Genomic DNA, 14,893 nt, shown 5'->3' with positions numbered 1-14,893 from the left:
CGCAGTTACTCCACGAGCAAACGAATTTGAAGTTCGTCCAATCAATCAGATTGCAACGGGATCAATCTTCCACACTTCCTCAGCGTAGTCATTGATTGTGCGATCTGAAGAGAACCGGCCAGATTCCACAATATTTCTCCAGCACTTAGCGGCCCAACGGCGCCGATCAGCGTAGTAATCGGCTGCCATTGCATCGCGAGTTTCTCGATAGGTGGCAAAGTCACCGAGCACATAGTAGACGTCGGCTGGTTCCCACCCATTGGAATTGAGCAAGGAACCGAGCAGATCGTGGAAAGCTCCCGAGGCGTCGTCGTTGAGCGTGCCGTCGACGAAAGCGTCGAGGACGCGTTTCAAACCAGGCGTATTCTCTGCCACTGCACGCGGATCATACGAAGCGCGCAATTGCGGGAGTTCCTCTTCCAGGGCGCCGAAAATATAGGCGTTTTCGTTGCCAACTGCGTCCACGATTTCAACGTTTGCGCCGTCCATCGTGCCGAGCGTGAGCGCGCCGTTCATCATGAACTTCATATTTGAAGTGCCCGAGGCTTCTTTACCTGCCGTCGAGATCTGCTCGGAGACGTCTGCAGCAGGAATAATGTGCTCAGCAGGTGAAACGTTGTAGTTTTCAACGAAAACTACCTTAATCGTCTTTGAAACCTCTGGATCGTTGTTCACGAGTTTAGCGATTTCATTGATGAGTTTGATGATCGCTTTAGCGCGCACGTATCCAGGGGCTGCCTTGGCGCCAAAGATAAAGACGCGCGGTGGCACGGCCAGCTCAGGATTTTCTTTAATGCGGAAGTACAAATCCAGAATATAGAGCGCGTTCATCAATTGGCGCTTGTACTCGTGCAGACGCTTGATTTGCACGTCGAAAATCGCTTCAGGATTGATCTCGATGCCTTGGCGTTCCTTAATCCAGTGGGCGAAATCTACCTTATTTTGGTATTTGATTTCGTTGAGCTCGTCAAGCACCTCAGGGATATCGGCCAAGGAGCTAAGCTTTTTGAGCTCGTCGAGATTGCGCACCCAAACATCGCTGCCCAAAGCTCGGGTCAAGAGCGCGGCCAGGCGAGGATTGCACTGTTTGAGCCAGCGGCGTGGGGTTACCCCGTTCGTCTTGTTGTTGAACTTGTGCGGCCACACGTCGTACCAATCGTGCAGGGTATCTTTCTTGATGATTTCCGTGTGGATAGCTGCTACGCCATTGATTGAATATGCTGCGTAGCAGGCGATCCATGCCATTCGCACGCGGTTGCCGTCAATCGGTGCCATGTAATCGATTTTTCCAGGGTGGAAGCCCGCTTCGCTCAGCTCGAGACGGAAGCGGCGGTCGATTTCGCGGATAATCTCAAGAATTCGCGGGAAGAGACGCTCGAAGATAGCGATTTCCCAAGTTTCCAGCGCTTCGGCGAGAACTGTGTGGTTCGTGTAAGCGAAAGTCTGCGAAACAATTGCCCAAGCTGCCTCCCAATCCAGGCCATGCTCGTCAAGTAAAATGCGCATAAGCTCAGGAATTGCCAGAACCGGGTGGGTGTCGTTGAGCTGGATTGAATTGAACTTGCCGAAGTCGTTGATGCCACCGCGCTCAGCCAGCTCATTTTCCACAATGGCCTGCAAAGATGCAGAACAGAAGAAGTACTGTTGGCGGACGCGAAGAACCTTGCCCTCGAAAGTGGTGTCGTTCGGATAGAGTACTCGGCAAATATCATTGACGCGCTCGCGTTCAACGATGGCGTCGGTGAACCGCTGGGAATTAAAGGCGTTGTAGTCAAAATCCTCCATCGGTTCGGATTTCCACAAGCGCAGCGTGTTCACGTTGTTAGTGCCATATCCGGTAATTGGCATATCGTAGGGGATTGCTCGCACGGTCAGATCGTTGTAGTGAACGAGCTTTTGTTCTTCTTCACGGCGGATGACGAACGGGTAGCCCTCTTCCATCCAAGCGTCAGGCTTCTCGCCTTGATAGCCGTTTTCGAAGAATTGTTTGAAAAGTCCGTAACGGTAGAGAATTCCATAACCGCGAACTGGTAAATTCAAAGTGGCACAAGAATCGAGGAAACACGCTGCAAGGCGCCCCAATCCTCCGTTGCCGAGCGCTGCGTCGTTTTCCGCCTCGAGCACATCGGTGAGGTTTTGCCCAAAGGAATCAAGCGCTGTTTTGGCCTGCTGCTCTAATCCGAGGTTGTTGAGATTGTTCAACAACGCCCGTCCCATGAGGAATTCTGCAGAAAAATAGTGCTGCATACGCCGTGCGTTGTACGTTTTTTCGCTGCTTTCCCAATGATCGGCGAGCATAGACATCACCGTATTCGAAAGCGCCGTCCAATACTCCATTGATGTTGCTGTGCTGGGGGTTCGCCCTGAAACGGTGCGAACTTGCTGTCCAAGGGACGTAGTGAAATCGACGTCTGTCATGAATCTCCCTATATGTGGTAAAGCGACTAATTCGCTATCGGACACACAACAAGCGTATAACACAATGGCGAAGTCCAAAATTTTAACAGTTGTGGGGCGAGGAATTCTGTTGCGAATCCCCGCCCCACAACCGTTTATTGTTAGAGCTATATGCGCTCGTAAAGCTTAACTCTGCCTACGATAGGCTGCGCATTTACTGCTGAGCTTTAGCTTCACGGGCTGCTTGTGCTGCTACCTTTTCCTGCTCTTTCAGCTCATTGATGAAAGCGGTGTGTGCCGTGGCTGGCTCCCAGCCAGTATCAACGCACTTCGTCTGCCATACGGCAGCCAGCGCAACAAGGGCGATTGCGATAACAAGCACGATCACAATGCCGATCACGCCACCTGCTTTCACGCCGTTGCCGATCAAAATTCCGTACCAGCCGAAGTCAGCATCGCCGAATGTGGTATTGGCGAAACCGAGAGAACCGAGCACCTTGAGCAGCAGAGCTGGCAAGAAAGTGATGAGGACGCCGTTAGCGAACGAACCGAGGATAGCGCCGCGTCGTCCACCTGTTGCGTTTCCGAAGACGCCAGCTGCACCACCAGTGAAGAAGTGTGGAACCATGCCAGGGAGAATCAATGCGAGTCCGAATGCCGGCCCGAAAACCGTGGCTAAGAGCAGCAAGGATGTGATTCCACCGATGAAGGAGAAGACGAATCCAACGAGAACTGCATTAGGTGCGTAAGGGAATACGATCGGGCAGTCGAGAGCTGGAACAGCGCCAGGAACGAACTTCTTCGCAATACCCTGGAACGCTGGAACGATCTCGCCCAAGATGATGCGAACGCCGTAGAGAATGATCGCTACGCCAATGCCGAACTGCAGGCCGTTGGTGAGCGCTTTCATAATGTAGGCACCGGTATCTGCTGCCGGGCTCTTCGGATCAAAAACTGCGAAAGCGGTTTCGTTACCTACCTTGAGCAGGTACCACACTGAGAACACGGCGTAGAACAGCACCATCGACAGCGCCGTTGCAACCATCGAATCGCGCAGGAAGTTGAGTCCCTGTGGAAGCTTGAGATCTTCGGTGGACTTGGACTTCTTGCCAACGGCAGAACCCACAGCTCCTGCCGTGATGTAACCGAGCGTGCCGAAGTGACCGATTGCGACGTTGTTGTTGCCCGTTACTTTCTTCATGTAGGGGTGTGCGAATGCCGGCATGATCACCATGATGACGCCCAGGAGCACTGCACCAACGATCACGACGATCGCTTCGTTCACCTTCGCCGTCGTGAGGACGACGGTGAGCATCGTCGCCATGAAGAATACGTGGTGACCGGTGAGGAAAACGTACTTCAACGGCGTCAGACGCGCCAAAATCAGGGAAATGACGAATCCGAGAATCATCACGTAAGCGGTGGTGCCGCCGAACTGCTCTTGAGCTATCGAAACGATAGCTTCGTTCGTTGGCACTACGCCTTGTGCGTTAGTAGCGCCGAGAATCATCGTGCCCAGTGGCGTCAGGGCAGTGACGACGACGCCCGCACCTGCGGAGAGGATCAAGAAGCCCATAATAGCTTTGAGTGCTCCGCCAAGTACTTGGCCGGAGTTCTTCTTCAGCGCTGCCAGGCCAATTGCAACAATGATACCTACGAGGAACGCAGGAACCGAAAGAATTTGGTTCACCAGAAAGTTTGATATTCCGAGGAGAACGTTCATATTGATCTTTCCTTTTTCTTAAGGCGCGTGCTAAAAGTGCCGTGAAATTGCTGATTTGATCTCGTCGATATCGGTGAAATCGTTGATTATTTCGATGGGAGTTCCGACTTCTCCGAGTTGTTCTACGAGTTCCTCTGAGGTGAGCACGAGGTCTGCTGTGGCAGCTGCGCCACGAGCCGACGAGATGTCGGAGGCTTCGGTATCGGCGTCGATATTGAGTTCAGTAAGTGCTGAGTCGATGTTCATTTTTAGAATGATGGATGTACCAATTCCCATTCCGCATACGGCGAGGATTTTCACTGGGCATTCCTTTCATAGGATTCGATAGCTTCTCGAACAGCGTCTACGCTGGTCAGAGAGCTGAGTTGTGCGAAGCGTGACTTATCCGCGATTAAGCGTGCTAGCTGTGACATCGCAACGATATGTGCGTCGTGATCGAGTGCGGCGAGTCCTACAACAACGTTCACTGGATCGTTGCGCTTTGAGCCGAATTCCACTGGTTGGGCGAGGGTGACCCACGATAGTCCCGTCGTTTTTACTGAGGGGGATGGGCGTGAGTGTGCCAGTGCAAAACCAGGAGCAATGACTATGTAAGGGCCGAGAGTATTGACTGTTTGGATCATTTCGTCGATGTAATCACTAGTGGTGATTCCACCGGCAATTAGACCCTTGCCAGCCGCTTCGATAGCTTCTTGCCACGTGTTGACGTGCACACCGACGCTCATCGCTTGGGCTGGCATCAGTTCTAGCAGGGACGTTGAATCAGGCATTGTTACCTCGAATCTCGACGTTGAGATGGAATGTGATATGAGCAAAAATACGTTTTTCCTCTCACATGCCATACTTTTGTACAGTCCTTTACAAAAGTCAAGTTGATTCACTACTAATTTGTGACGGTAGAATGGGCAAAAGTGAACGCTGTGGTTCGATATTCTTACCCACCCTCTCGGAGAGCAGGTCAAACATGGTCGTTGGTGCAAAAACATCGCCAGTAAGTGCTATTGTTTCTCTTTTGCGGCAGGGTGCGGCAACTCAGGCTGAATTGACCGAAAATACCGGTATGTCGCGAGTGACCGTTCATGAGTGGCTCGGAAGTCTTGAAGACGCCGGTTTGGTGACAGTGGCGCACGAACAACGAGAAACAGGTGGACGCCCGGCGCGTCGATACTGCCTGAATAATTCTTTTGGTCGGATTCTGGTGGCAGATGTAGGCACATCTTTTGTGCGTGCTGGAATCATGAATATGCGCGGTGAGCTGGAGGATAGTTCCGGAACGGAACTCCCAGCTTTTGAATCGCCCACGGAGGCCTGTAGAGAAATCTTCGATATATTTTCACGCTTTCGCTCCAGCTCCAAGACGCCGATTAGAGCCATGGCCGTAGGGCTTCCAGTCCCATTTAATCCCAAAACGGACGAACCATATGTGTCTAATAGGCATAAGCAGTGGGATCACTTCGATGTGCGCAAAGAACTCGGCGGATTTACTAAGGGACCATTCGTCGTCGGACACGACGTGGACTTCATGGGCTTGGCCGAACAGCGCCTCAAGCATCCAGATACTCGTATGCTTATGTTCGTCAAGGTAGGCATGGGTATTGGCTGCTCGGTCGTTTACGACGGCGATCCTTTGCGAGGTGAAGACGGCGGCGCATTCGAAATAGGACATGTGCGGCAAATTGGGGCGCGTGCTCGCGGAGCCGAGCGGCACCCGTGTGTGCGTGGGCACGACGACTGCTTAGAAGCTGTTGCCGGCGGTAGGGCAATCGCGTCCTCGCTTGTCTGGCAAGGAGTCGATGCTCGTTCTTCGGTGGAAATCATGGATCTCGCCGTCGCCGGAAATTCACTTGTGCGCGACGAACTCTACGCTTCAGGTGTGAAAATAGGTTCGGCTATCGCACCCATGATCGCGATGCTCAACCCAGGGGTAGTAGTGGTTGGTGGCAACCTCACTGCGTATTCTGATCTTATTTATCAAGGAATTCGAGATAGCGCGGGAGACGGCGTGCCACGGATGATTCGAAAATCCGTCACTATCACCCCTGCACAGCTCACTAATGAAGGCGGTCTCATTGGCGCCGGAATGAGCGCGCTGGATGCACTTTTTTCCGCAGAAAACTTGGAAAAAATCCTCAGCGATGCCGATGCTGGTGGAGAAAAGCCGCAATCGCGACTAAACGCCACAGCGATCACGCGCAGATAGACACAATGAATCAAGTTTTGGGGCGTTTTTGGCAACATCTCTACGTATATCGAGATGTTGCCAAAAACGCCCCAAAAGTTTAGCTTGCTCGCTCAGTAAACCATATTGATCGCTTCGTGCACTTCACGCAACGTGGCCTGCGCCTGCTCACGAGCACGCGCGATGCCAGCGTGAAGAACCTCAGCCAAATAAGCAGGGTCTTGCGCCAATTCAAGACGTTTTGCGCGGATTGGAGCCAGGTGCTCATTCAATGCTTCAGTGACCACATTCTTCAAAGTGCCGCCGCCGCCATCGCCGATCTCAGCCGCAATCTCATGCGGATCACCATTTGTGGCAAGCGCGGCGAGAAGCAATAGATTCGACACTTCTGGGCGATTGACAGGATCAAAAGTGATGTGGCGGTCCGAATCAGTCACAGCTTTCTTGATGCGCTTGGCAGTTTCATCGGCCGTCATTCCCAATTCAATGGTATTACCACGCGATTTACTCATCTTCGTGCCGTCTAAACCAAGCACACTCTCTGCCTCAGATAGCAGAGCCTGCGGGCGCGGGAACACAGACTTTCCAGAAGACGCCAAGCCGTAGCGCGCCTCGAATCTATCGGCGATAACCCGAGCCTGCTCTAGATGAGGGAGCTGATCTTTACCGACCGGCACAATATTGGCCTTGCAGAACAGAATATCTGCGGCCTGATGCACCGGATAAGTGAGTAACAAACCGGACATGGGCCGGCCGTTGGTGGCATCTAACTCCGCTTTAACCGTTGGATTGCGTCGCAGTTCAGCATCGGTTACCAAAGAGAGGAAAGGCAACATGAGCTCGTTGAGTTCAGGGATCTGAGAATGCGCAAAGAAAGTCGTGCGCTGCGGATCCATACCGATTGCCAAATAATCCGTAAGCAAAGAATACACGCGGTCTTTGATTGGTCCGACGCCGTCGCGGTCAGTGATCACCTGATAGTCGGCTATCAGTAGCCAGGTGTCAACACCTTTTTTCTGCAGCTCAACCCGGTTGCGAAGCGATCCGAAGTAGTGTCCAATATGCAGATTGCCGGTGGGGCGATCTCCAGTGAGTACCCGAAACTCGCTGGGATCCTTGGCAATTGCTTCTTTAATTTTTGCGCTTACTTCCCGTGCGCGTGCTAATGAAGCATCGGAGGTGGCATTTTCTAGGGCATCTTGAACGTTATGTGAAGTCATTTCCTCTTCCTTTTACTCTGAAAATATCCTACCGGGATAAAGCACTAGTGTGAAAATCTGCACCGATAGCGCAAGCCCTGTTGGGGAAGCGGTTCAGTTGTTCAGTTATGTGGCAGTGTGAAATAGAGCCGCATGGAGAGCGAAAGCATCTGCGTTGCCGATTGCGCAGGCATTATGCTGTGGGTCTGTGTTGGATATTCCCAGGTAGAATCCCAGACCAATTCGTAGTCGTGCCCGCGCCGACGTGGTAGAGTAACGCAAACGTCATCGGTGGACCCGTTAATAACGATCAGTGCGTCGACGTCGTCTCCCGCGCCGGAACGCAACATTTGCAGAGTGCGAATGTTTGCGTCAAACCACTTGTAGTCGGCCATCGGCATACCGGTTGCGTCAAACCACTCCAGATCCCGAATCGAATCATTTTCGCTGATCTCACCCGTGTAGAAACTGGTTGGACGCAGCACTTGATGGTCGCGCCGCAAAGAATTGAGATAAGAAACCGTATCGTAGAGATTGCGTGAATCTTGCGTAGATTCCCAGCTCATCCAGGATATGTCTGAGTTTTGGCAGTAAGCATTATTGTTGCCGTATTGGGTGTGCAATACTTCATCGCCTGCGTTGAGCATCGGAGTGCCCGCGCTGAGCAGGAGACTTCCGAGCAGGTTACGGATGGAACGACGTCGGGCGACGGCGATCGGTGACGTTTCCGCAACGCCGTCGTCACCTTCGAAACCGTGATTCCACGAGAGATTATTCGTGGTGCCGTCGCGATTTTCTTCAAGGTTCGCTTCGTTGTGTTTGTCGTTGTAAGACACGAGGTCGCGCGCTGTGAAACCGTCGTGTGCAGTGATGAAATTGATCGAGGAGTGGATACCGCGCCCGCCCGGAATTCTGCCGTGGCCGAAGAGATCAGCTGATCCAGAGAGTCGAGTAGCGATATCGCGCAGGTCGCAGCCGCTGCCGCCAGCTTGGATCGCAGCTGGCTCGCGTAGCCAAAATGACCGTAGCGTATCGCGGAAGCGGTCATTCCAGTCGGCGGTAGGGGAGGGAAAATTCCCCGTCTGCCAGCCGTTGATCCCCAAATCCCAAGGCTCGTTGATCAGTTTGACTGAGCGTAAAACCGGATCAGTTGCCATCGCGACGTACAGGGGGTGGTTGCGGTTGAACGTATCGCCTTCGCGGCTCAGCGTCGCAGCAAGATCGAAACGGAAACCGTCTACGCCGATGCACTCCACCCAATAGCGCAGGGAATCGAGCGTAAGCTGCACAACCGCCTGCCGTCGGAAATCAAATGAATTCCCGCAACCGGTGGTGTCTTTAAACTGGCCAGGTTGACGTGAATCATGGCGATAATAGGCGGTAGAGTCGATGCCTCGCCAGCTCAACGTGGGGCCGGTGATGCCTGCTTCGCAGGTGTGATTGTAGACGACGTCGAGCACGACTTCGATGCCGGCGTCGTGCAGAAGCGAAACCATGCCTTTGACCTCGTTAATCACGCCAGATGGTCCTGCTTGGCGATTCGCTTCGGTCGCGTAGCTTGGTTCAGGTGCAAAATAGGAGAGTGTATTGTAACCCCAATAGTTTTCAAGGCCTTTGAGCGTGAGGAAAGGTTCTGAAAACTTTGCGTGGATGGGTAGTAGCTCGATGGTAGTCACGCCCAGGTTTTTCAGATATGCGATCGTTTCGGGGTGAGCGACGCCGGCATAAGTTCCGCGCAGATGCTCGGGAATATTCGGCAAACGGCGGGTGAGCCCAACTACATGAGCTTCGTAGATGACTGTTTGATCCCAAGGTACGTGCGGGTGGCGAATGGGATGGTACTCGTCTTGCGTGACCATTCCCAAGGCCGCGTAAGGTGCAGAATCTAAGGTATTCGCAGCCTGATTTGGCAATGCTGCCAAGTTTTCATCGACGTCGTGTGCAAAGAGTGCTTCATGGAGTTGTGGATTTTGCGCAAGTGCGCGCGCATAAGGATCAAGCAGGACTTTTGCCGGATTGTGGCGCATTCCAGCTTCGGGGTCCCAGCGGCCATACACTCGAAAACCGTAGGCTTGACCAGCTTCGATACCCGGTACATAGCCTTGCCAATTTCCGTGCAACGTGCGGTGAAGCGTGAAGCGTCTTTCATGTAGATCGTCGCCAACGCGGTTGAAAAAACAGACATCGACCCGATTCGCATGCCCAGCGTGTACGCAAATATCCGCTCCGCCGTCCACAAGCTGCACTCCGAAGTGAGAAACTTGCGCGCGCGGCTTTTCGCTCAGCGGCGCTTCGTAATCGACGAAGTGCGACGCGGACTGGGGAGGAATCGGTGAAGTCACGCATAACATTGTGGCAGTTTTAGGAAATTTTCCGAAATTTTGAGCTCATGGGGAGTGTCACGTTGCAGTTTGTGGAGGCTCGGGACGGCATGAGCAATACGAGTGTGAGCCGATCTGCACCATCATGGACTGTATTGATTGCCTTGAGCCTTTACACTGTGAGGGTGAAGATTCTTGCAGCAATGTCTGGTGGTGTTGATTCGTCCGTGGCGACGGCGCGAATGGTCGAACAAGGGCACGACGTGACGGGCGTGTACCTCGCTTTACACGCAAATCTGGCCTCCGACGTCGTACCAGATGGTCCAATTGCAGGTTGCGGGAATCCGCGCGACCGGCTCGATGCTGCGCGGGTGGCCGATAAGTTAGGCATCGACTTCCAGACGTGGGACTATGCCGAGGTTTTTTCCAAGCTGGTAGTGGACTATTTTCTCGATGCGTACCAGCAGGGACACACTCCGAACCCTTGTGTGCATTGCAATGAGCATGTGAAATTTGTGGTTTTGCATCAGTTCGCTGCTGAGCATGGTTTTGATGGCGTTATTAGTGGCCATTATGCGAGCGTGACGCATGCTGAACAGTCTTCTAGCGGTTTTGCCCAGCTGCATCGAGCACGTTACCGGGCGAAAGATCAGTCGTATGTGCTGTCGGCGGTGGGGCTTGATATGCTGGCGCGGTCATTTTTTCCGCTTGGTGATGCGCTCTCGAAAGAAGCAGTTCGTGAAGAGGCAATTCGCCGCAATTTGGGCACAGGGGAGAAACCGGACTCTTACGATATTTGTTTTATTCCTGATGGCGACACTCGCGGCTTCATCGAAGCTCGCCTCGGGAAGCAAGCTGGGGAAATACGCGATGAACACGGCAATGTGGTCGGGGAGCATTCAGGTATTTATGGCTACACGATTGGCCAGCGTAAAGGCCTGGGGTTAGATCGCTCAATGCAGGGTAAAGAGCCCAAATTTGTGATCGACGTCGACGCGCGCACCAATACCGTGACGATCGGACCGAAAGAGCTCCTTGCGGTGCGTAAAATTACAGGTACGCAGGCGAATTGGCTCGCGCCTGATATTTCCGACGACGCTGTGGAGGCTTTCGTTCAAGTGCGTGCGCACGGTCGCGAGATTCCGGCTCTGATTCGCAGAGACGACGACGTCATGCACATTGACTTGCACGAAGAGGTTCGTGGCTTGCCGCGTGGTCAATCAGTTGTGGTATATCACAATGACCGAGTCTTAGGCAGAGCTTTGGTAGCTCAAACCCACCAGTAGGTGCTAGGCCTGTTAGTAGGTGCTAGACCTGCTAACAGGTGTCGGCGTGGTGCAAGCGCGGTGTTAGTGTGGTGCAAGCGGATTGCCGACCAGCTGGCGTTACTTCCCGTTACCGGCCAGCTGGTGTTACTTCCAGCAAGCGGTGCTCGGCGGGTAAATTGGCACCGCAATAGCGATTCATTCTAGGGCTTAGTTGGCAGAATACTCGCTCAGTTTGGATTCAACCTCTGCGGCACGAGGATTCGTGAGCGTGGTTGAATCCCAAAACTCCACTGTAGGAACGATGCGATCGCCACCATTAACCTCGGCTACGCGATCTGCTGCCTGGGCATCTTCTTCGATATTGACCTCGCGATAGGTGATACCTTTGGCATCGAGCTGCTTTTTGAGGTTTTTGCAGTAACCGCACCACGTGGTGGAATATATTGTAACGAGTTCTTCAGCCATATTGATATGCTAACTGCGATGTGCGTATCTGGCCTTGTTCCAAAGCTGGGAGCGAAATTTTTTCACCTGTTCGATACGCCAAAGATGCTCAATAAGCTCACTGCGCACTAGACTGTGATAGAACTTTGAGAAAAGTGACGCAATGGCATTGTGATTCGACGCAATAGCATTGTGATTACTTGAGTTTGACTTTGAATTCTCGGTCTGTGATACCGATTTCGATGCGATATAGATAAAGAACTGCGAAAATGAGGTGCCTTGATTGGTGGACTATAACGGTGAATTACTGCGCGATCTCGATCCCGAGCAGCGCGCCGTTGCAACCTCACTTCATGGGCCGCTATGCGTGCTGGCTGGCGCTGGAACTGGTAAAACGCGGGCGATTACTTATCGGATCGCGCACGGAGTTCACTCAGGAGTCTACGATCCGCGCAACGTCTTGGCTGTAACATTTACCAGTCGGGCAGCAGGAGAGATGCGGGGGCGTTTGCGAGATTTAGGTGTTCCCCGTGTGGAAGCCCAGACTTTTCATGCAGCTGCACTTTTTCAACTGCGCTTTTTTTGGCCAAATGCAATTGGTGGGCGCTTGCCAGAAATTAGAGAGCAAAAATTGCCCTTTGTTTCGCAAGCTGCCGCCCAGTTGGGCATGCCAACTGATCGAGTGAGCCTAAAAGACCTCACCGAAGAAATTGAGTGGTCGAAGGTTTCTTTGATTGCACCTGAGGATTACGCCGCGCAGGCGATTGCGCAGGGGCGTCTCAATATTGCGGATCAGTCGCCCGAAGATATTGCCCGGCTCATCAGTGTCTATGAAGAGGTCAAGCAGGAACGAAATATCATCGACTTTGAAGATGCAATTTTGATTCTTATCGGTATTATGCGCGACCGTGGCGATATCACGAGTCGGATTCGAAACCGGTTCCGGCATTTTGTGGTGGACGAATATCAGGACGTCTCTCCAATGCAGCATCGGCTTCTCCAATTATGGCTAGGGGATCGTAAAGATTTATGCGTAGTTGGCGATGTTTCACAGACGATCTACTCCTTCACAGGCGCGCGATCGACGTACCTTTCGGAGTTTTCGAAAGAGTTCCCGCAGGCGCAAGTCGTCAAGCTCAATCGCAATTACCGGTCTACTCCGCAGATTGTGGAGTTAGCTAATTCAACTATCTCGAGCGATCAACTTAATGGAGCCGTCTATCTCAACTCCATGCTTCCATCAGGTAGGCCGGTTGATTTCGCAAAATATGACGACGATGCCGACGAAGCTGCTCACGTAGCAGGCAAAATATTGAGTTTGTGCCATGAGGGCCGCGAGCTGAGCGATATTGCTGTGCTTTATCGGACGAATGCTCAATCTGCTGCAATCGAAAATGCGTTGTCGCAAGCAGGAATTTCCTATGCACTAAAAGGCTCGGAACGGTTTTTTAATCGACGTGAAGTTCGAGAGGCAATGGTTGCATTGCGTGCAGCTGCCCGCGTTGAAGAACAATTGCCACTGCCAGAAGTCGTTGGAAGCACCCTCAAGGCTATGGGCTGGCGACCAACAGCACCTGAACAGATGGGAGCTGCACGAGAGCGGTGGGAATCACTCAGAGCATTACTTAATCTAGCTGAAGAAATGTGGAATGCCCGCCAAGCGAAGATTCAAGATTTTGTGCTGGAACTCGAAGAACGATCGCAGTTACAGAACGTTCCTACCGTTAATTCAGTAACTCTATCTTCGCTTCATGCTGCAAAAGGATTAGAGTGGCCAATAGTTTTTCTCATCGGTATGAGCGAAGGATTGATGCCGATCTCTTTAGCGAATTCACCTGAAAAAGTGAGTGAAGAGCGCCGATTACTCTACGTTGGTCTTACTCGCGCCCAAGAAGAATTAAATATTTCTTATGCTCAGGGAAATGGCAACCGCAGTAATCGGAAGATTTCGCGTTTTTTGGAAGACGAATGGCCACAACTTGCCTCTCCGTCAACGACCAAGCGTAAACGGGCAAAAGCTATTCAAGAAAGTTTCGTTCAAGAGCATCCGCAAGATCTTGCGCTCTTTGAAGAACTCAAGCAATGGCGGCAGAAAGTGAGCGAAGCAGCAGGAAAACCGGCCTTTGTGATTTTCCACGATTCAACGCTCATGCACATTGCGGTTCAAAAACCGCGCAACCTTGAAGAGCTTGGCAAAATCAAAGGTATCGGAAATACCAAACTCACGAAGTACGGTTTGGATCTCTTGGCGGTTGTGAATCCTGAGGTGATCGGGCATCGTCGTTCTTTTGAGGGGTGACGCAATCGCAGCTCGGGTGCACTTCTAAGGCTGTGAGCATCGGAGCAGCGGGAGAAGGGCGTACCAGCCAGCGGGCATGGGTGATTGAACAGCCAAATCCGTCGGCGAGATTCAAGATCTCACGCACAGCCAGACTCTGGGCGAGCAGAAAAGAGCTCCATTCTGGGATGACCGGGCGTCCAGCACAGGCCTGGGCAGCGAAGTACGCCCAGTGGGCATCGGCGTCGAGACGTTCAAGATAAACGCAGGTACCACAGGGGCTTTGATGGGGAACCGACACCGGACCAACGAATATATCTACCTCTTCGGTAACTGCTTGAAAGACGGGGATGCCTTGCGCTAAATATTTGCCCACATGCAAAGGATCGACGCAGTGCGAACCAGTCATCACCACCAAATGTGGAGGTTGATCAGTCTGGAGAGTGATGTGGGGATTGATCTCTCTGGCAATTGAGGTAAGGGCCTGAACGCGAGGTAAACCGAAGTATTCGCCGCGAACCTGTGGATAGTCGAATTCGCCCACAGTTTGAGTGTCCGCAGTGGTCAAGGTGCCTATGCCGGCTCGTATTAATTCGATGGCAATTCCGAATCCCAAGGCGTCAAGATTAGGAACGCAAATACGCAAAATCTTTCGGTGTTGGGGAAGTCTGTGATGCAACCTCCACCATGCGTCACCATCAGGGGTAAAAGGACGATCGCTGTCCATTACTCCAGCTCGATCCAAATTAGCCAAAATTTCTTGGGTTCGCTGCGGTGAAATTCCTTTACTCGCAGCAAGTTCCTTGATGTCAGAATCAGTGTGTGGCACAGTGAGTGAATCGACGAACGACAATTCTTTAGGTGTGAGGTTCTTCAATTCGACTCCAATGCGTGGATCCAATCCGATTTGCGCCGATTTTGGCGACCACCAATACACGCCTAATCCATTCGTAATATGCATTGTTTCCATCCTTATGTGGTGAAGAGCGCAGAAGAGGCTATTCACAGATTGAGGAGTTGTTATTTGCCATGATTGCCGCCAACTGTGTGTTGAAAAGGCAGCCATGGCAAATAACAACGTTTG

General features: G+C 52.3%; 11 protein-coding genes. 3 read left to right on the top strand and 8 right to left on the bottom strand.

The window, feature by feature from the left end; all coding sequences use genetic code 11:
• Positions 1 to 45: 45 nt before the first annotated feature.
• The 4 genes from JOD55_RS08355 to JOD55_RS08340 form a co-directional block, all read right to left on the bottom strand.
• Positions 46 to 2,418, bottom strand: a complete 2,373-nt coding sequence (locus JOD55_RS08355; protein ID WP_204399540.1) for a glycogen/starch/alpha-glucan phosphorylase — start codon at positions 2,416 to 2,418, stop codon at positions 46 to 48.
• A 193-nt stretch (positions 2,419 to 2,611) separates the two neighbouring features.
• Complete coding sequence (locus JOD55_RS08350) at positions 2,612 to 4,120, bottom strand: PTS ascorbate transporter subunit IIC (protein WP_204399539.1); 1,509 nt, start codon at positions 4,118 to 4,120, stop codon at positions 2,612 to 2,614.
• Between the two features lie 30 nt (positions 4,121 to 4,150).
• A complete protein-coding gene (locus JOD55_RS08345) occupies positions 4,151 to 4,420 on the bottom strand; it encodes a PTS sugar transporter subunit IIB (RefSeq protein WP_204399538.1) in 270 nt (89 codons plus the stop codon).
• On the bottom strand, positions 4,417 to 4,890 hold the full coding sequence (locus JOD55_RS08340; protein WP_204399537.1) for a PTS sugar transporter subunit IIA: 474 nt from the start codon (positions 4,888 to 4,890) through the stop codon (positions 4,417 to 4,419). The genes JOD55_RS08345 and JOD55_RS08340 overlap by 4 nt, the downstream gene beginning before the upstream one ends.
• Positions 4,891 to 5,084: 194 nt before the next feature.
• Here JOD55_RS08340 and JOD55_RS08335 point away from each other — a divergent pair, with 194 nt between their 5' ends.
• The gene (locus tag JOD55_RS08335; protein ID WP_204399536.1) at positions 5,085 to 6,320 is read left to right on the top strand and encodes an ROK family transcriptional regulator; all 1,236 of its coding nucleotides are present in this window, start codon (positions 5,085 to 5,087) and stop codon (positions 6,318 to 6,320) included.
• Between the two features lie 92 nt (positions 6,321 to 6,412).
• Here JOD55_RS08335 and trpS read toward each other — a convergent pair whose 3' ends face one another.
• Both trpS and glgX read right to left on the bottom strand, forming a co-directional pair.
• Positions 6,413 to 7,519, bottom strand: coding sequence for a tryptophan--tRNA ligase (trpS, locus tag JOD55_RS08330; RefSeq protein WP_204399535.1), 1,107 nt, complete (start codon positions 7,517 to 7,519; stop codon positions 6,413 to 6,415).
• 101 nt (positions 7,520 to 7,620) lie between these two features.
• Entirely contained in the window at positions 7,621 to 9,840 is a 2,220-nt protein-coding gene (glgX, locus tag JOD55_RS08325) for a glycogen debranching protein GlgX (protein WP_338022237.1), read from the bottom strand.
• A gap of 89 nt (positions 9,841 to 9,929) precedes the next feature.
• Here glgX and mnmA point away from each other — a divergent pair, with 89 nt between their 5' ends.
• A complete protein-coding gene (gene mnmA / locus JOD55_RS08320; protein WP_239538993.1) occupies positions 9,930 to 11,105 on the top strand; it encodes a tRNA 2-thiouridine(34) synthase MnmA in 1,176 nt (391 codons plus the stop codon).
• Between the two features lie 189 nt (positions 11,106 to 11,294).
• Here mnmA and JOD55_RS08315 read toward each other — a convergent pair whose 3' ends face one another.
• A complete protein-coding gene (locus JOD55_RS08315; RefSeq protein ID WP_204399533.1) occupies positions 11,295 to 11,552 on the bottom strand; it encodes a mycoredoxin in 258 nt (85 codons plus the stop codon).
• 265 nt (positions 11,553 to 11,817) lie between these two features.
• Between JOD55_RS08315 and JOD55_RS08310 the strand changes: the two genes are divergently transcribed.
• Positions 11,818 to 13,830 carry a UvrD-helicase domain-containing protein gene (locus JOD55_RS08310; protein WP_204399768.1) on the top strand — a complete coding sequence of 671 codons (2,013 nt, stop codon included), beginning with the start codon at positions 11,818 to 11,820 and terminating at the stop codon, positions 13,828 to 13,830.
• On the opposite strand, the gene JOD55_RS08305 is transcribed toward JOD55_RS08310, so the two are convergent.
• Entirely contained in the window at positions 13,754 to 14,770 is a 1,017-nt protein-coding gene (locus JOD55_RS08305) for a hypothetical protein (protein ID WP_204399532.1), read from the bottom strand. The genes JOD55_RS08310 and JOD55_RS08305 overlap by 77 nt on opposite strands.
• Positions 14,771 to 14,893: the final 123 nt, after the last annotated feature.

This window comes from Arcanobacterium pluranimalium, assembly GCF_016907845.1.
GTDB lineage: Bacteria > Actinomycetota > Actinomycetes > Actinomycetales > Actinomycetaceae > Arcanobacterium_A > Arcanobacterium_A pluranimalium.
Note: the sequence above shows the minus strand (reverse complement) of the source record. Positions and strands in the feature narration are given on the sequence as shown.

Bases quoted from the DNA above. Each gene is read 5' to 3' on its own strand.
- JOD55_RS08340 (WP_204399537.1), bottom strand. From the start codon at position 4,890: ATGCCTGATTCAACGTCCCTGCTAGAACTGATGCCAGCCCAAGCGATG.
- JOD55_RS08315 (WP_204399533.1), bottom strand. From the start codon at position 11,552: ATGGCTGAAGAACTCGTTACAATATATTCCACCACGTGGTGCGGTTAC.
- JOD55_RS08350 (WP_204399539.1), bottom strand. From the start codon at position 4,120: ATGAACGTTCTCCTCGGAATATCAAACTTTCTGGTGAACCAAATTCTT.
- JOD55_RS08305 (WP_204399532.1), bottom strand. From the start codon at position 14,770: ATGCATATTACGAATGGATTAGGCGTGTATTGGTGGTCGCCAAAATCG.
- trpS (WP_204399535.1), bottom strand. From the start codon at position 7,519: ATGACTTCACATAACGTTCAAGATGCCCTAGAAAATGCCACCTCCGAT.
- JOD55_RS08355 (WP_204399540.1), bottom strand. From the start codon at position 2,418: ATGACAGACGTCGATTTCACTACGTCCCTTGGACAGCAAGTTCGCACC.
- mnmA (WP_239538993.1), top strand. From the start codon at position 9,930: ATGAGCAATACGAGTGTGAGCCGATCTGCACCATCATGGACTGTATTG.
- JOD55_RS08335 (WP_204399536.1), top strand. From the start codon at position 5,085: ATGGTCGTTGGTGCAAAAACATCGCCAGTAAGTGCTATTGTTTCTCTT.